14 protein-coding genes are annotated in these 18,607 nt (G+C 41.1%); 3 read left to right on the top strand and 11 right to left on the bottom strand.

The window, feature by feature from the left end; genetic code table 11:
• Positions 1 to 461: 461 nt before the first annotated feature.
• The 3 genes from E0H89_RS04000 to E0H89_RS03990 all read left to right on the top strand — a co-directional run bounded on the left by E0H89_RS04000 (position 462) and on the right by E0H89_RS03990 (position 2,655).
• The gene (locus tag E0H89_RS04000) at positions 462 to 1,061 is read left to right on the top strand and encodes an IMPACT family protein (RefSeq protein ID WP_131214654.1); all 600 of its coding nucleotides are present in this window, start codon (positions 462 to 464) and stop codon (positions 1,059 to 1,061) included.
• Positions 1,054 to 1,671, top strand: a complete 618-nt coding sequence (locus E0H89_RS03995; protein ID WP_131214651.1) for a DapH/DapD/GlmU-related protein — start codon at positions 1,054 to 1,056, stop codon at positions 1,669 to 1,671. The genes E0H89_RS04000 and E0H89_RS03995 overlap by 8 nt, the downstream gene beginning before the upstream one ends.
• 141 nt (positions 1,672 to 1,812) lie before the next feature.
• On the top strand, positions 1,813 to 2,655 hold the full coding sequence (locus E0H89_RS03990; RefSeq protein ID WP_131214649.1) for a universal stress protein: 843 nt from the start codon (positions 1,813 to 1,815) through the stop codon (positions 2,653 to 2,655).
• A gap of 143 nt (positions 2,656 to 2,798) precedes the next feature.
• Here E0H89_RS03990 and E0H89_RS03985 read toward each other — a convergent pair whose 3' ends face one another.
• The 11 genes from E0H89_RS03985 to E0H89_RS03935 all read right to left on the bottom strand — a co-directional run bounded on the left by E0H89_RS03985 (position 2,799) and on the right by E0H89_RS03935 (position 18,560).
• Positions 2,799 to 3,464, bottom strand: a complete 666-nt coding sequence (locus E0H89_RS03985; protein ID WP_131214647.1) for an O-methyltransferase — start codon at positions 3,462 to 3,464, stop codon at positions 2,799 to 2,801.
• Between the two features lie 132 nt (positions 3,465 to 3,596).
• Positions 3,597 to 4,319 carry a D-Ala-D-Ala carboxypeptidase family metallohydrolase gene (locus E0H89_RS03980; RefSeq protein ID WP_131214645.1) on the bottom strand — a complete coding sequence of 241 codons (723 nt, stop codon included), beginning with the start codon at positions 4,317 to 4,319 and terminating at the stop codon, positions 3,597 to 3,599.
• 144 nt (positions 4,320 to 4,463) lie between these two features.
• Positions 4,464 to 4,787: a ferredoxin FdxA gene (fdxA, locus tag E0H89_RS03975; RefSeq protein WP_053580096.1), complete on the bottom strand. Its 324-nt coding sequence runs from the start codon at positions 4,785 to 4,787 to the stop codon at positions 4,464 to 4,466.
• A gap of 206 nt (positions 4,788 to 4,993) precedes the next feature.
• Entirely contained in the window at positions 4,994 to 7,645 is a 2,652-nt protein-coding gene (mutS, locus tag E0H89_RS03970) for a DNA mismatch repair protein MutS (RefSeq protein ID WP_131214643.1), read from the bottom strand.
• A gap of 435 nt (positions 7,646 to 8,080) precedes the next feature.
• Entirely contained in the window at positions 8,081 to 10,090 is a 2,010-nt protein-coding gene (locus tag E0H89_RS03965; protein WP_131214641.1) for an esterase/lipase family protein, read from the bottom strand.
• A gap of 124 nt (positions 10,091 to 10,214) precedes the next feature.
• Complete coding sequence (locus E0H89_RS03960; RefSeq protein WP_131214639.1) at positions 10,215 to 11,129, bottom strand: ABUW_2363 family tetratricopeptide repeat lipoprotein; 915 nt, start codon at positions 11,127 to 11,129, stop codon at positions 10,215 to 10,217.
• 231 nt (positions 11,130 to 11,360) lie between these two features.
• The gene (gene cysE / locus E0H89_RS03955) at positions 11,361 to 12,167 is read right to left on the bottom strand and encodes a serine O-acetyltransferase (protein ID WP_131214637.1); all 807 of its coding nucleotides are present in this window, start codon (positions 12,165 to 12,167) and stop codon (positions 11,361 to 11,363) included.
• On the bottom strand, positions 12,160 to 13,017 hold the full coding sequence (locus E0H89_RS03950; RefSeq protein ID WP_131214635.1) for an RNA methyltransferase: 858 nt from the start codon (positions 13,015 to 13,017) through the stop codon (positions 12,160 to 12,162). The genes cysE and E0H89_RS03950 overlap by 8 nt, the downstream gene beginning before the upstream one ends.
• Positions 13,018 to 13,050: 33 nt before the next feature.
• Complete coding sequence (gene dnaE / locus E0H89_RS03945; protein ID WP_131214632.1) at positions 13,051 to 16,614, bottom strand: DNA polymerase III subunit alpha; 3,564 nt, start codon at positions 16,612 to 16,614, stop codon at positions 13,051 to 13,053.
• Between the two features lie 228 nt (positions 16,615 to 16,842).
• Complete coding sequence (locus E0H89_RS03940; protein ID WP_131214630.1) at positions 16,843 to 17,538, bottom strand: methionine ABC transporter permease; 696 nt, start codon at positions 17,536 to 17,538, stop codon at positions 16,843 to 16,845.
• Positions 17,535 to 18,560, bottom strand: coding sequence for a methionine ABC transporter ATP-binding protein (locus E0H89_RS03935; protein WP_131214628.1), 1,026 nt, complete (start codon positions 18,558 to 18,560; stop codon positions 17,535 to 17,537). The genes E0H89_RS03940 and E0H89_RS03935 overlap by 4 nt, the downstream gene beginning before the upstream one ends.
• Positions 18,561 to 18,607: the final 47 nt, after the last annotated feature.

The raw sequence follows: 18,607 nt of genomic DNA, 5'->3' as shown, positions 1-18,607 counted from the left end.
KGTATGTTTAATTTATATTAATCAAAGTAACTAAATTTTTTTATATAAATTTAATTTATAAAAATTTATTGCTTCAATAGAAAACAATAGGATTAAAATTATTTATTCGATATAGAAAGTAAGTTAATAAATAACTGGCTCAACAATTATGTTTACTAAGCCCACGTTATGCTTTCACCATTATAGTTTCAGACATTGTTTCCGAGGAAGAAAGAATTCTTACAGTTTAGTTACACAATGAAATATATTTACCTCACTCAATCATAAAGCGATTGGATTAATACTTTAACTCGCGTAAATTTTTCTAAGCGCTCATTGCTCCTAATACTGGAGCATACTGGAGCATACTGGAGCATACTGGATCTGTTGGAGGGTGTTGCAGCTCAAATGCTGATTCAAGTTGGCTACAGATGTTTTAAAACACGTTATAATTTTATATTGATTTTTTTATTGTCAGATTTATGCCATTTACGATTGCCTCACTTGTTTCATTTGAAGAAGACATCAAAAAAAGTCGCTTCCAAGCCATTGCTGTACCTGTCGAAAATGAACAGGCGGTCAAGGATTTTTTGGAGACTCATAAGGATCTTAGTACCACACATCAATGTTGGGCATGGAAAATTGGATACAATGTCCGGTTTAATGATGATGGAGAGCCATCTGGAACTGCAGGAAGGCCGATTCTAGCCACTATTGAAGGCAATGAATTAACCAATATTCTGGTTCTGGTCAATCGCTGGTACGGTGGTATCAAACTCGGAACAGGCGGCTTGGTTCGCGCTTATGGTGGCTGTGCAGGGCAATGTTTATTACTGACCGAAAAAATTGAACTGATTGAAAAGAAAAAAGTCAGTTTTGTCTGTCAGTTTAATGAATGGTCGATCTTTCAATATGAACTTGATCAACAGCAGGTCGAATTTAAAGCAGACTATACCGCAACGGGAGTTCAGGTCGAAGCTTTACTACAAATTCATCAAATTGAACCCTTGTCATTAAAAATTCAGGATGTGACGCGCGGTCGTGAACAACTCAAAATTGTAGAAGAGCCACAGGATGACTGAACAAGATCCACTGTTAAAATATCGTGAACAGCATAGGCACCGTTTGAATTATATGCCGTGGTTATATTGGTCATTAAAACCAAAAAATCGGGATTGGGCCGAAGCATGGCAAAAAGAATATCAGGCCTATTTAATGCAAATGGAAACGGTCGAGATTGGTGAAAACTGTTTCATTTCACCCTTGGCGCATATTTTTGCCGAGCCGGGGCGAAAAATTGTGATTGGCGATAATACCTTTATTGCAGCAGATTGTACTTTGCATGGACCATTAGAAATAGGCAATGAAGTAGCGATTAACCACCACTGCATTCTTGATGGTGGACGCAGAGGGATCAAACTACATGATCAAGTCCGCATCGCTGCATATTGTCATTTGTATGCTTTTGACCATGGTATGGAATTAGAGCAGCCGATTTACCAACAACCAGTGCGTTCACAAGGTATAGAAGTTGGGCAAGATGTGTGGCTAGGTGCACATGTGGGTGTGAAGGATGGCATAAGCATTGGATCGCATGCGGTGGTGGGAATGAATAGCATGGTGACTAAAGATATAGAACCCAAAGCGGTCGTTGCGGGCAATCCTGCCAGATTTATTCGATATCGAGATTAAAAAAAATTCAATAAAATTAAGATAGATATCATCGTAAGTTGTGATTACATAAAAGCATGCACAGTAGGAAAGAGATGTGCTAAGTTAAAAGTAACAAATAGACTTAAAGCCTTCAACGGCGAAAAGCGAGGCGAAAATAAAATGAAACGTGTAATCGCTTGTATTGATTCTTCTCCATGCGTAAATGCGGTTGCTGAAGCTGCAGCATGGGTTGCGAAGCAGACTCAGCGTGAATTGGTGTTATTACAGGTTTTAGATTATTACCCTGCCAGTTATCACTTGGGGGAAATAAGTGGAGTAATAGGCTTTGAAAGTAATGCAATGTTACTCAAAGAGCTGGCTGAACTTGAACAAAAACAAAGCGAATTGGCACTGAATTATAGTAATAATTTACTCGATCATATTAGCGAAATGATTCAGCAAAAATATGGTTTAACTGCTTCACATCTACAAGAAAAAGGCGATTTTTTAGAGCAAAGTTTTAATGTGCTCAGAGATGACGACATTGCGATTATTGGTCGAGTCGGGGAGCGCTCTGCAGAGCGGAATAAACCCATTGGCAGTAATGTTGAAAACTTTATTCGCGGGATAAATTGTACAGTAATGACTGTAGGTGAGAACTTTAAGCCACCGACGCGATTTATTTTCGCCTATGAATATTCACCCACCTGCGTCAATCTAATGAAAAGAATTGCACAAAGTGATTTGTTAAGACTGTTACAGTGCCATGTACTCTATGTGGGTGACCATCCGGAAATATTAAATGAACCTGCACAATATTTAAGAAATGCTGGGCTAGATGTGGTCATGGAATATCGTTATGGTGATGTTGCTGAAAATATACTTGAATATCAGAGTGAACATGAGATACGACTGATTGTACTCGGTGCATTTAGTCACAGTAAAATTCACCAGTTCTTTTTGGGCAGTGTTGCAACGACTATTTTCCGAAATTCAACTGTGCCGTTACTGGTGGTAAAATAAGCAAAATTGTTGTTTATAACGTGTGATTAAAAATCAGTCATAGTTATCCGCATAACTTGTGGATAACTATATGGACAGTCTGTGTAAATTGTTAATAAATAAATAAAAAAACAGTACGATTGTTTTTTGATCTTTGTGTCAAATTATTTCACTATAGCCAGTGCAAAGCCATCGTGCCCCTTGCTGCCTACTGTTTGTAAGGCAGTACAAGACAGGATTCGAGGATGGTTTTGTAAAGCGACAAACATTTCTCGGATACCTTCAATGCTCGGTTTGTGATTTTCAGGATTGATGATATCGCCAGCACGAATGACATTATCGAGCACGATAATGGTTCCTGAATGAGACAAGTCCAAGCTTAATTCTAAATATTCAGGGTAACTCTGTTTATCGGCATCAATAAAGATGAAATCGAAAGCTTCGAAGTCAGCAGGCAAGGATTTTAATACATCAGCTGCCCGTCCAACTTTCAGGTCTATCGTTTGCGGAAGTTTGGCATTGTCGATATTTTCTTGACCCAAAGCTGCATGTGTGTCGCGACCTTCAATGGTTAAGATGTACCCATCTTCAGGCAGTGCACGAGCCAGCCATATGGTGCTGTAAGCTGCAAAAGTACCGAGTTCGAGTACACGCTTACACTTGTTCATCTGAATGAGCATTTGCAGTAGCATACCCTGATTGGGAGCGACTGCAAGGTGATCTGGAAAACCTTTTTCTTCGGTGTTTTTTAAAGTTTGTAGAAGAATAGGGTCTTCTGGAATTAAATGTGAATCGATGTAAGCATCAATCTCTGTCCACATTTTTTGCATAGCTTCGTCACCTTTGTTGCGATGCAAGCATTTTAAACCTTTCCATTCAGAGTGCAATTTATCCTTTAGGTTTATTGAAAATAGGGCAATAAAAAAGAGATCATCAAGATCTCTTTTTATCTGAACTAGCCCCTAGTAATTACACATAGATGAATGACGCGATAAATCAGGTCCCCAAGTACGATAACCTTGGGTATCAATATGGATTTGACCTGAAGCATAGAGTCCAAGTCCCATATTCAGGCTTTGACCATGTTGCGCCCAGAATTGGCATAATTTAAATTTGGAGTTTTCGATGTAAGCATAATCTTCAGCCTGAGGATAAGCAGGGCCAATACGAAAATCGATCGCAGAGTTAAATAAATGACGAGATGAATTTGCCCCGCCGGCACACTGATTCAGTGGTAAATCACGGTAAACTGAAGTGACTTCAAAGTCTGTGAGAACTTTGGCTGCCACCAGATATTTAAATACACGCAAAGTTGAAATTTGGTTGTCCCACAATTCACGGTTTGGAATCATGTATTGAGAACGGGCGCATTTTTGCCAATCACGTGCTGTACGCATCAGTTCAAAACTGGGAATGATATTGCCCACGCCATTACGTTCAAGAAACACTTCATATTCGCGTACGCGTCGCAAATTATCGCCTATAGCCACCCAAGCATTATAAGCATAAGGAACTGTTTTAGGCGGAACAGAGCGTTCAATAATGATACGTTCTTGTGGAATGAAGATCCGTTTTCCATCGGGAGTCGTGGTGGTACGTCCTTGTTTCTGAGGAGATGTCGTACATCCAATCATGACAAGCGGGATTAAACCGAACCCGATTAATCCCTTTAGAAAATGCTTCATTATAGAAATCAAATATTTATAGATACCTGTACTATTTTAATCTAAATTAAGGGATAAAATTTGAAAATATTGCAATCAAATGTGTGTTTTAGGTATAAAAAAAGATCAGCAATTGCTGATCTTTTTTTTAGTTTAAAAATACTGTTATTTTTCCAAGTATTGTAACTTGTCAGTTTTACCATTCCATTCTTCACGGTCGGCAGGTTGATCACCGATCTGAGTAATATTTGGCCATTTTTGTGAAAGTTCAGTATTCAGTTCAATAAAGACTTCTTGACCTTCTGGTAATTCATCTTCCGAGAAAATAGCATTCGCAGGACATTCAGGTTCGCACAGTGCGCAGTCGATACATTCATCAGGGTTGATGACGAGGAAATTTGGACCTTCGTAGAAACAATCCACTGGACAAACTTCTACGCAGTCTTGGTATTTACATTTAATACAATTTTCAGTGACAACAAAGGTCATGGCGACAGCTACCTAAAAAATATGGTTCTAATTACTCTTGCTGTATTTTAGGCAAAAATGCATGTAAGTAACAATTGCTTTTATTGATATTTGTTATATATAGGGCTGTTAATTTTAATAAAAAACTGAATATCTGCCTAAAAGTGGGATATAAATGAAAAAGACTCCTATTTAGAAGCCTTTTTCTTATTCAGTACGCTTTTAAATTAAGCCTCTAGCGCATCTTTCAAAGCATAAATTTGTTGTAGTGCTTCACGGGGTGAAAGATTATCGACATCTAAAGCTCTTAACAGATTCAGCGCAGGCACATCTTTTTCCACTTCCACAACACGTTCAATCACCTGAATGGAAGACTCATCCGCCCCACTGAATAAATCATTTTGTACCGCTTTATTGAGTTGTCGATGTTGCTGTTTTTCCAAAATCTTTAAGCGATTTTGGGCTTCTTTAATTACGCTGGCAGGAATACCGGCTAATTTCGCCACTTGCAGACCATGACTTTGACTGGCTGGTCCATGCTGAACTTTATGCAATAAAATTAAATTGCCATTTAATTCTTTGGCGGTAACATGGTAGTTATCGATGCCAGATTCTTTGCCGAGTTCCGTGAGTTCAAAATAATGGGTCGCAAATAAGCACAGGCATTTAATCCGTTTGCTTAGGTCGATTACACAAGCCCAAGCTAAAGATAAGCCATCATAAGTACTGGTACCGCGTCCTACCTCATCCATTAATACCAGAGACTGGTTGGTGGCATGATGCAGAATTTGTGAAGTTTCAGTCATCTCAACCATAAAGGTCGATTTGCCGGTGGATAAATCATCCGCTGAACCAATACGGGTAAAGACCCGATCAATTGGACCTAATACTGCAGATTTCGCCGGTATATAGCATCCACAGTAAGCTAATAGAGTAATCAGTGCGGTTTGACGCATAAAGGTCGATTTACCGCCCATATTTGGCCCCGTCACAATGGCCATACGGTGGTTAAAATCTAGAGTGGTATCGTTTGGCGTAAAAGCTGTTTTGCTTAAGGCTTCAACTACAGGGTGGCGACCGGCGATAATTTTAACCCCAATTTCAGGGCTGAATTCTGGACGCGACCAGTTGCGTAAACGCGCCTGATGAGCAAAGTTAGCCAGCATATCAATCTGCGCAATCGCACTGCTCATCATTTGTAAATTACCGATGTCCTGACGTAATTCATCCAGCAGCATTTCAAACAGCATTTTTTCACGCGCCAGTGCACGCGACTCACTGGACAGTACTTTATCTTCAAAAGACTTGAGTTCCGGTGTGATATAGCGCTCTGCATTTTTTAAGGTCTGGCGACGAATGTAGTGATCTGGTGCCTGCTCAGCTTGCGCGCGGGTCAGTTCAATGTAGTAGCCACTAACACGGTTATAACCGATTTTCAGGGTTGAAACCCCAGTATTTTCACGCTCTTGGGTTTCCAGATCAATCAGGAACTGACCGGCATGATCACGGATTTTACGCAGTTCATCCAGTTCACTGTCAAAGCCTTCTGCAATAACATTGCCATCACGTAGTAATACCGGCGGATGTTCAACAATGGCAGACATCAGGCGTTGGTATAACCCCTTAAAATCACCCAGTTCATGATCCAGTTGCTGAATTAAGCTAGATTGTTTCGCCTGAGTCATCGGCTGAATGGCATGGCGCAATAAAGGAATTTGCGCACAGGCTTGACGCAGTTGGACTAAATCACGTGGACGTGCACTGCCTAAAGCAATACGGCTCAGCACACGTTCAATATCACTAATCTCTTTCAGCACCAAGCGAATTGGTGATTCATGATAGCCATTGAGCATCGCTGCAGTTGCATCAAGGCGCGCGTCAAGTAACTTGGTATCACGTAGTGGCTGCATTAAGGTACGGCTGAGTAAACGCCCACCCATAGCCGTTTGACAGTCATTGATCAGTTGAAACAATGAGGTGCCGTGATCAAACAATGGCTCGACTAACTCTAAATTGCGACGCGTGACTGGATCTAAAGCAATAAAGTCAGTGCTTTGTTCCAGTTGAATGGAACGGATATGCGGTAAAGCCGTTTTTTGGGTTTCTTTGGCATAGTGAATCAGTGCGGCTGCGGCAGCTTTGGCAAGCGGTAAATGATCAATCCCAAAACCTGACAGTGTCGATACGGCCAACTGATCACATAAGGTTTTTTGCGCATTATTGACGTTGAAATCGACATTTGGACGCTTGGTGACCGGGCACTCAAGTTGCTTTTTGATTTGCTCAATAATATTGGGATCAACAATATCTTCATCCACCAGAATCTCGCTTGGCATTAAGCGGGAAAGCTCAATCGCGAGTTGCTCGTGTTGGAAGTCTAGCTGTTGAACCTTAAAAATACCTGCGCTTAAATCCAGCAACGCAATACCAATTTGATTTTGTTGAATGCAAAGCGCGACCAGATTGGAAGATTGATGACTGTTAAGTAGCGCATCATCGGTTAGTGTACCGGGCGTAATAATTCGGACTACACCGCGTTCCATAGGGGCTTTACCGCGAGTGCCTGCGCTATCGCCTTCACCGAGCTGTTCACAAATGACAACGGTTTCGCCTTTCTTGACCAAACGTGCCAAATAACCTTCAGCTGCATGGTAAGGGACGCCTGCCATAGGAATAGGTTCACCCTTGGCCTTGCCACGATGGGTTAAAGTAATCCCCAGTAATTTGGCAGCTTTATGCGCATCATCAAAAAACAACTCATAAAAGTCACCCATACGGTAAAACATGAGTGAGTGAGGATGCTGCATTTTGACGCTCATGTATTGCTGCATCATGGGCGTTAAAGTGGAAAGATCAGCCATGATTTCCGGGTAACTCATTGAGGTAAAATCCTTAAATATTTGAATAAATCTAAATCACTAAAAACTTGGCTGTCTCACCAATTTCAATTTTTTGCATGAAGAATAAGTCAGTTCAGTACTAAGACATTCAGCTTATATTTTTTGATTTTCTGGCCCGTCATGTCCATCAAAAAATTTAACTTCATTCGAGTGGCTTATCTTATCAAATTTGCATGAGTAGAGAAAAATGCTTTGCAACAAATACGTAAAAATGAGGAAACAGTTTTTTTATTTTTTTATGAGGATACTAAGGGTGGTTGAATATAGCTGTAATGAAGATCAGTAAGCTACATCTGAACTATTTTAATGATGCTTGGAAATAGTCTAAGCAAATATCTTCACATTAAATTTAATAGAAAATCAGTCGACAATGCTTTATCCACATTATCGCCTGAGATTAGTAAATCTTTATCCTTAAGGTTTATGTAAACCTAACTGGATGAGATGGAGGCGCAATATTCGACGTAATTCTAAAATGGCTTCTGGTGTTTCTTGAATAGAATGTCCGCCTTTAATAATCTTTTCAGAAACAGCTCCATCTAAGTGAGCACTTTGATAAGTAACGACATCATCGCTAATGATATTCAGATCATCACTGTCGGTGATGTTGCCCATAATAGAATGGAACATGAGGCCTTTACGCGGGTTAATGTCTTTGGTCAGTTCCATAAATTTTGACTGATGGCTTAAGTCACTTGGACCATTTTGAATAAGACCATGATCAATCTGGGTTAAGAGCTCTTTAACGTCAAGATCCTGGGTTTGTATGCTGTCAGTGATGGCAGACAAGAATGCACCCGGTATACGAATAATTTTACGTGCTGCCTTGGTAAACCAGCGATCTGCATAATCGGTTCCTTTATGCGGGGTGGCAAGAAATATCGCACGACTGAAATTAGGAATATCTTTAATTACTAAGCGCTGAGAAATGATCGGTAATTTTTGGTATTTATTTAATTGGCGATTATTCATCATGGCTAAAGCCTTTTTAGTCACATCCGCATCACTTACCAATAACCGGGCAATAATACCGCCCATACTATGTCCAATCAGAACGGCATCTTTTTTGGCTGGTGCTGTGGAATCAACTTGTGCAAAAGCCTGGTTAAGAAGGGCATAGATTTGAAAGCGACTTTCAATAATCGGCATATTGGTTGAATAGAATACTTGCCATACCTGAAAGTTTTCTCGCAGTACCGCATCTCCCATAATATCATTGGTCAGTCGAATCCATGCTTCAGGACTGCTGGCCAAACCATGCACTAATACAATCACTTTTTTCTTCGGGTTGTAAGGCTCGAGCATGTATAAATGAGGCATAGTGAGATGATTATCACGATCAATCAGGGTTAAGTAGGCAGCTTTGCCTAGATTATTTTGTGCCAGCCATAAACCATAGGGAGTCGAAAAGTTACCTGCAAGCGGGTAGGTCTTACCGGCCATGGTTACTTTTTCATATTTGTAAGGATCAAAGGCTTTTAGTTCAAACTCTGACTTAGTTAAAATGTCCTCAATATTGGTCGCAGATTTTGGTTGCGCGGTAATGGTGGCTGCCAAATAACGGGCCTGATGGATATTCGGATTGATGCCATTTTTGTAGCTAAAATTCATCGGGTCGATAATATATTTATTTTTACCTTCGCCAATATCATCTTTAACTTGGGGTAAAACGACGACAAATTCTGAACCAAAACCATCACGGCGGTTAATGGAGCGTAAACCTGAAAAATTCAAATTATAACTTGAAAGCAATTGCTCAATTTTTTGTTCTTTAAGCTGTGGGTAATAATCAAAGTTAATGCTGTAGATGCTTTTTCCAACTTTAATCTGGTGTTCAACTTCTGTAGGTTTGTGACGCAGCGCATAAGCGGAAACCAGTTTAGCCAAAGCTAAGTTGTAAAAGTCACGAATTTGAACCTGTCTGTTATCAAAAATACGGTCTTGGGGACCGCGTTTTGTTTTAAACATATAGGCATAACTGTATCGAATACTTTTATCCAGCATGTAAAGTTGTTGGTCCAAACATTTATCATAAGTCAGTTGCTGGAGCTGCTGTTTTTCTTGTGATTTGGTGCTAGTTAATATTCCACTCTTACAATCACTTGAATTTTCAAAGGTTAAGGCTTTGGCTAAGTAGACTTCGCTGGCAGTAGATAATAATTGTTCATCTTGAATTTGGGGAATTTGTTGCAGTTCCTGCACACATTGTTCAGGTTCGTCAGAGCAGATTTTTGCTTCACGACCTGTCATTGAAAGCACGTTTAAACTCGCTTCACTCAATTTGTTGCGGGTGAGTATGCTTTCTCGTTCATTGGCGATGGTGACGTTGATGGCTTGGCTTTTAACACTTACGATTTGACATCCTGTCAGCAAATAACTACTGACTAGCGCAGCAAATAAAACTTTGTATATCTGTTTTGGCATAATAATAGTCTGCAATAAGGATTTGTTTGAATTTTTATTCATCATACGACAATTCTTCTAATTTTCAATTCACCCAAATAAAAATAGACCGTACTGGACGGCCTATTTAAATCATTAATTAAAATTAAGATGCTTTAGGTGGAGTAAGGATTTGCCATACATTCCAGCGACCTTGCTTTTCAATTTCAGCAATTAAACGGTCAGCCACTTCAGCTTCTTGCGGATATTTTACTTTGTAATTTTTCAAAGTTTGAATCGCATTTTTCTTTTGTTCCATGGCAATGTAGTTATTTGCCGCAGAGAGATAGGCTTCTTGAACACCCGCTTTCATCGCCTTATCTAAATAAGGAATTGCTTCACGCTGACCACCACCTTCGGATAAACCAAAACCAAACCAGAAGTTTGCTTCCGCATCTTCTTTATTAATTTTTAAAATACGTTGTGCATAGGTTAAAGATTTAGTGGTGTAGACTGAACCCAAGTCCAAGTTACGCGCCATCACGCTAGCTTTAAATGCGCGAATCAGCACATCAAAAGACGCATTGTCTCTAGATGCTAATGTATCGAGCTGTTGAGTCAATTCTCTTAATTTTGCTTCAAACCCTTTACGTTCTTGACGCTCAGTAAAACGAGGTGGGTAATGACGTGCTTTACCTTCAACCAGTTGTAAGAAATCATCAATTTCAGTGATATCAATTTCATTTTCACCTGCAAGTACGGCAAATTTTAAATTACGCTCATTGCTGTTAACGGTAGGAATAATCAGCTTGTTTACATCTAACGTTACTTTCTTGGAAGGATCACTTTGAAGATTCACTTCCACTTTATTTACAGGCTGTACTGCAGCTTGTTTTAAAGCGATTTCAAAAGGAGGCGGAGCATCATAGTTAAATGGATTCAGTGCATAGAATGGTGCAGTCAAATCAGGTTCAGTGAAAATAATCGGACTATTTTGCTTTTCATCTTTTTTAGGGGTCGTACTACACGCGGATAATAAAGATACAGCAATTAATGTGCATGCCAAAGGCTTAAGGGTCATATAGGTCATCCATTCATTTAATTTTAAAATTGATTAGTGTTTACTGCTATATCGTTACGAAGCACTCATTTATAAAATAACTAAATTCCTGCTTCATCTCATATCAGCTAAAAGTATGCGCCGTCACAAACATAAATGAAGTGCCAACAAACCGAACTTGCATGCTCATCAGTCTAAAAAAACTGGCATCAACATGCAAGTTAGCGCTTGTTAATCTTTTAGATAAGTACTTTAGGCTTTGGATTGACTGCTTTGCGCTTCACATTCACGGCGTACATCTTCAATAATTTTAAGTTCTTCAACACTAAAAGGCTGTTCGTCGTGCTGCTTTTTAAATGAAGGATCGAGTAAAGATAAACGCTGACACAAGGTATTCATGCGTTTTTCATTATGTTGAATTCGGTCCAGCAAAACCCGCATACCGTCTAAAATCGGATCTGACTGATCTTGTGTTGCAGCATAAGGTTGGAAGCCAATGCTTTCTGCATAATCACGGCGACGTGCTTCTTCATCATCTTTGGGTTTGTCTTTGGTGATAAAGCGCGCTGGATTGCCAACGGCTGTGGTATCCGGCGGAACTTCTTTGGTCACGACTGCATTGGAACCGACTTTAGAGTTTTTACCCACGGTAAAGGGTCCAAGAATTTTTGCACCGGCACCCACCACCACACCATCTTCCAGGGTGGGATGACGTTTACCTTTATTCCAGGTGGTACCGCCCAGGGTCACGCCGTGATAAAGCGTGACATCATCACCAATTTCAGCAGTTTCACCAATCACCACACCCATGCCATGGTCGATAAAGAAACGGCGACCAATTTTTGCACCCGGGTGAATTTCAATACCTGTGGCAAAACGGCTAAAAGAAGACAGCAGGCGAGCAGAGCCTTTACACTCTTTTTGCCAAAGTTCATGGGCAATACGATGCATAATCAGTGCATGAATGCCTGGATAAGTGGTTAGAACTTCTAAGGTGTTTCGAGCTGCAGGATCGCGCGCGAATACAGCCTTTATGTCTTCTCTGAGCTGTTTAAGCATTAGGTTGATCCTCTGAAGAATCTGTTATTTTGTCAGTAGATTTTTTCCATTTACCACTATTCATCGCTTGTACGCGCGTGAATATTCCACGAAGTAAATGATATTCCATACGGTCTAATTGTATACGTCCAAAGAGACGACGCAAGCGTAAAGGCAATAAACGTGGATTTTTTGGATCCATAAATTCAATTTCTGCCAACATTTTTTCAATATGCGGGTAGAACTGTTCCATTTGTTCATGCGTCACCAATGGCTCATCCCACTGCATGTCAATTTCATCGGTCACATGCATCGTCGCTTCAGGATTTTCTTTTTGTTCGGTCAATGCCATGGCCGCCATGCGCATTTCATAGCAAATCACCTGAATGGCTTGGGCAACGTTCAATACGCCATAATCGTTATTGACTGGAATGGTGACGTGATAATTGGCCATCGCCAATTCCTCATTGGTCAGGCCACGGTCTTCACGACCAAATACAATCGCTATTTCCTGTTGATCTTTGACCACAGCATTCAGTGATTTTTCCGCAGCAGGACGGGCATCTAGCAAAGGCCACGGAATGGTACGGCTACGGGCGCTGGTACCAAAAACCAGATGACAATCTTTAATTGCGTCTTCTAATGTAGGCACAATTTCAATCTGTTCAATTAAATCGACAGCGCCTGCAGCTAGGGCATTGATGTCCGGATGCGGATAGGTTTTAGGTTCAACCAGTACCAGTTTGCATAAGCCCATGGTTTTCATAGCGCGTAAAGCACTACCGATATTCGCGGGTAATGTGGTATTGACCATGACAATACGCACATGGGAGAGATGTGCTGAAACAGCAGCATTGTCAACTTGACTCATAATGTGTCCGATTTGAATTTAAATATTTAAAAATTAAGAATATTGATTAGCTTCAGCCTGATATAGATCCATCGCATCATCCATGCTGACATTTGCAGGAGGTGGTGCAATGAATGCCGGCTTACTATGATGCGCGGCCTTGGCAGCTTTGGATTTCACTTGATATTCAATGTGAATGACATCTTTACCAAAATAATCGCGTAATTTCGCCAGCAGTTCATCCTGTGGCGCAACTTTCCAATTCAGTCCCAAATGAACTTCCGCAGAAGCGTAGGGATAATCAATCTGTAATTGCATTGGAATGTGATTACACATATCGACATTACAATATGGAATCAGAATCTTTTGTAAATCCTGACTCAGGGTTTTGGTCAGATGTTCACTATTCAGTTTAATCTGAATGCTATTGGCACGTTTCTGACGAATCTCATTCAGGCTGAACGCCTTGGTTAAACGTCCCATCGGACGGTCATAACCTTCACGCTCATAGATTTCGCCTTCAATCACCACCACACGGTCAGCTTGAATGACATCTTTAAAGCGCTGGAAGCGTTCATGATTGGCAGAAACTTCAATACGTGCCGTACCATCATCCAGAGTCACCATCATACGGTTCGGGAAGTTGGCAACATCCACAACCAGTCCGGCAAATACCGTGGTGATACCGCGACGGGTCGGGGTTAATTCATTAATTCGTACAGGAATAAAGGATTTTAACTCTGGACGATAAACATCAATCGGATGTCCGGTGAGATACAAGCCAAGCGTGTCTTTTTCGCCTTTAAGGCGAACTTCATCTGACCATGGTTTTACTGGTTTAGACGGTTTGCGTTGAACTTCTTCAACTTCACCAAATAAATCCATAATTCCGGTTTCGCGATTAGAGCGTGCCTGTTCAGCCGCTTGAACCGCTTCAGGCAACTGCGCCATAATACTGGCACGATCAATGCCCAAACAGTCTAGAGCACCTGAACGGATGAGGGCTTCCAAAGTCCGTTTATTGATTTTTTTCAAATCAATACGGTGGCAAAAATCGAATAAATCTTTGTAAGGACCATCCTGCAAACGTGAGTCAATCACCGATTGCATAGCTGCTTCACCCACGCCTTTAATGGCACCTAGACCGTAAACAATGGTTTTTTCATCACTGGCATGGAACTGGTAAAAAGACATATTAATAGAAGGTGGAAACACTTCTAAGCCATTAATTCGGCAGTCATCAATCAAAAATACAATACTGTCGGTATTCTGCATTTCCGAAGTGAGTACTGCTGCCATAAATTCAGACGGATAATAGGCTTTTAACCATGCTGTTTGGTAAGCAATTAAGGCGTAAGCTGCCGCATGTGATTTGTTAAAACCGTAACCTGCAAACTTCTCCATATAGTCAAAAATATGGTTGGCTGTGGCTTCATCAATGTCTTTTTTTGCAGCACCTTCAATAAAGATTTGACGCTGCTTAACCATTTCTTCAGGTTTCTTTTTACCCATGGCTCGACGCAACATATCCGCGCCACCGAGGGTATAACCGGCACAGTACTGTGCAGCTTGCATAACCTGTTCCTGATACACCATGATCCCGTAAGTCGGCTCAAGCACGCCTTCCAATAGGGGATGCAGATATTCAAACTCACCGCCATGCATACGGTGGATAAAGTCAGGAATAAGATCCATTGGACCCGGACGGTACAAGGATACGAAAGCGATAATTTCTTCGAACTTGCTTGGACGCGCCTCTTTCAGCATTTTTTTCATGCCGACGGATTCAAACTGGAAGATCGCTGTGGTATTGGCATTTGCGAATATCGAATAGGCTTTGGCATCGTCTAGCGGAATATGCGCAATATCCACGGTTTTTTCCGGTCCAACGCGTTTATTAATATTTTGAATCGCATCTTCAATTACGGTCAGGTTACGCAGACCCAAGAAGTCGAATTTGACCAAACCAGCTGATTCAACATCGTCTTTGTCGAATTGGGCGACGCGGTTGGTGCCATCTGCATCGCACATGACGGCTGAATAGTCGGTAATTTTACCCGGTGCAATCACCACACCACCGGCATGTTTACCGGTATTACGGGTAATACCTTCAAGTTTGAGGGCCATTTCCCAGATTTCAGCCGCATCATCATTGTCTGGATTGGATGGATTGGTGACGATATCTTTAAGCTGCGGTTCCATGTCGATGGCAGCACGAAGGTCTACACCTAAGGGCTTGGTCGGGATTAACTTGGAGATACGGTCTGCAAGTCCATAAGATTTACCCAGTACACGCGCAACATCTCGGATGGCACCTTTTGCCGCCATGGTGCCGAAAGTGGCAATCTGTGATACTGCATCTCGTCCGTAATGACGGGCCACATAGTCAATCACCCGGTCACGACCTGCAATACAGAAGTCGATGTCAAAGTCGGGCATTGAGACACGTTCGGGGTTCAAGAAGCGTTCGAACAGCAGGTCATAGCGCAGGGGGTCGAGATCGGTAATTTTCAGACTGTAGGCCACCAGTGAACCCGCACCTGAACCACGTCCCGGACCTACCGGTACGCCATTATTTTTCGACCACTGAATGAAGTCCATCACGATCAGGAAGTAGCCAGGGAATCCCATGTTTAGGATCGTCCCAATTTCGTAGGCTAGACGTTCATCATAAACCTTGCGAATTTCAGGCCAGTCTTCATCACGTTTTTCAACGGGATAAAGAAAGTTTAAGCGTTCTTCCAAGCCTTCTTTAGAAATATGCTCAAAGAAGGTATCAATGGTATGACCTTCGGGAATGGGGAAGTCGGGAAGATCATTAAAGCCTAAACGCAAGCTGACATTACAGCGTTTGGCAATGTGATAGGTGTTTTCAATCGCTGTAGGAATGTCTGAAAACAGTTCAGTCATTTCCTCGGCAGTTTTAAAATATTGTTCAGGTGTGTAAGAACGTGGACGGCGGTTATCACCCAGCACATAGCCATCGGCAATACAGACACGTGCTTCATGTGCTTCGAAGTCGGTTGCTGCAATAAAATGCACATCATTATGGGCCACAACCCCAATATTGTATTTTTGGGCCAGCTTAACCGCACCTGCAATAAAACTTTCTTCATCGGGACGGTCGGTACGGGTGAGGGCTAAATAAACTCGATTGCCAAATTTTTCAATCCATTCTTCCAATAATGCTTCAGCTTTTTGCGGATTCGATGAGTTGAGCATTTTGCCTACATCACTGTGCATGCCTAACAGCACAATGATGTCTTGACTCTGCTCAAGTATCCATTCTTTTTTTACGCACGGAATATCAAGCTGCTGACCCTCAATAAAACCACGCGAAACGATTTCGGTCAGACTACGCCAACCTTTATTGGTCATGGAAAGCAGCGTTACTTTGTGGTCTGCATCATTCAGGCGAATGACACTCCCCATAATCGGTTTGATGCCCTTATCCAGGCATTTTTTATAAAATTTAACTGCGGCATGCAAGTTGGACAGATCTGTTAATGCCAAAGCTGGCATTTCATCATTCACTGCAGCTTTAATAAGATCAGGTATACGTACGATCGATTCCGTAATTGAAAATTCTGTATGTATACCAAGATGAACAAAGTGCATAAATGAGTCCCTGCAAAAACTGACGGCTATTTTAGCATGCTCTGAATGTGGGAATGGCTTAATATTTACCAAATTTCAAGTAGGTTTTTGCTCATAATATTGGTTATAGCCGATGTTTTTATTGATGAAATATAAAATTGCATTATTTTTAATCAGAATATTTTTGCCAAATAAAAACCCTCTAACTGAGGGTTTTGAAGATTTGACCTGATCAATATTTATCTTAACTTATCTGAGTTTGGCGAGCCATTCACCCACAGTCTGAACAATTTGCACCAAGAGTAGAAGCACAATCACGGTTAAAATGACCACACTGGTATCAAAGCGTTGATAGCCATATGAAATCGCCAAATCACCAATACCACCGGCACCGACTGCACCCGCCATTGCGGTTGCGCCAATTAAACTGATGGTCGCAGTGGTTAAATTCAAAATCAGTGAACTGCGTGATTCAGGCAAAATAAACTTAAAAATAATCTGTAATGGGGTGGCACCCATCGCTTGAGCAGATTCCACGATCCCTTCATTCACTTCAAGCAATGAGGTTTCAATCAGGCGACCCATATATGGACCAATATAGATGGTCAGTGGAACAATCGCTGCCCAGGTGCCGATTGAAGTACCGACTAAAAATTTAGTTAATGGAATAACCGCAATCAGTAGGATGATGAAAGGTAGCGAGCGGAGGGCATTTACAATCGGGTTTAAAATATGATAAACCGCACGATTGGGAAGGATCCCTTCAGGTCGGGTGACCAATAATACAATTCCCTGAATAAAGCCCCAAATTCCGCCGAACAGCATGGCGAAGAACACCATGTGAAAGGTTTCTTGCAATGCCGTAACGAACTGGTCAATCGACAGGGAACTTTGCCAAAACGGTGCAGTCAGTTCAGTGAGCCATTGTACGATTAATTCTCTCATACTTGAGCTCCTGAATGTTCAACTTTCACGCCATTTTGTTCTAAAAATTCAATTGCTTGCTGAATGATTTCCGGATTACCCAACAATTGGATAAACATCTGTCCAATCACGGTGCCATTAATTTCAGTCATATTGGCGAATAAGATATTTAAGCTAATATCAAATTTCTTAATTACCGCTTGTACCACAGTTTCTTGAGCAGATTTGCCTAAAAATTGCAGGCAATAAATACTGTTATGATTCTGATTTTCGAGATTGTTTAAAATATTGACCGGTAACTGTTGCTGAAGCACCGTTTGAATAAAGTTTTTAGTGGTTGGATGCTGCGGCTGACTAAAAATTTCCAGAGTAGAACCGGTTTCAATCACTTTACCTTGTTCCATCACCGCGACATAATCACACACCGTTTCAATGACATCCATTTCATGGGTCACCATGACAATGGTGATGTTCTGTTCTTGATTAATCTTCTTGAGCAAAGCCAAAACAGATTTGGTGGTTTGTGGATCAAGTGCAGAAGTCGCTTCATCGCAGAGTAAAATTTTGGGATGATTGGCAAGTGCGCGGGCAATACCGACCCGTTGTTTCTGCCCGCCCGAAAGCTCATCGGGGAAAGCATCTTTTTTATGCTTGAGATCAATAAACTCAAGTAATTCGTTTAAGCGCTTTTCACGTTCAACCTTGCTTACACCCAAAAGTTTCAGTGGCATTTCAATATTTGCCGCGACAGTTTTGGTTTGCAATAAATTGAAGTGCTGAAAGATCATACCGATATTTGCACGTTCTTGACGTAATGAGCGTGCATCCAAAGCAGTAAAATCTTTTTGATTAATAATTACCTGACCTTCATTCGGTCGTTCCAATAAATTAATCAAACGAATTAAGGTGCTTTTACCCGCGCCACTATAACCAATAATGCCAAAAATACTGCCTGCTGGAATTTCCAAATTAATTTGGTCCAAGGCACGTATAGTTTGACCTTTGAGCTGATAGTGCTTTGAAATGTTTTTAAATTCAATCATATCGTCAGAAACTAGGCAGAAAATAAAAAACAGGCAAAATGTCTTTG

The sequence above is a fragment of the Acinetobacter sp. ANC 3781 genome, from assembly GCF_004331285.1.
Classification (GTDB): Bacteria; Pseudomonadota; Gammaproteobacteria; order Pseudomonadales; family Moraxellaceae; genus Acinetobacter.
The sequence above is the reverse complement of the archived record's forward strand: the minus strand, read 5'-3'. Positions and strand labels throughout refer to the sequence as shown.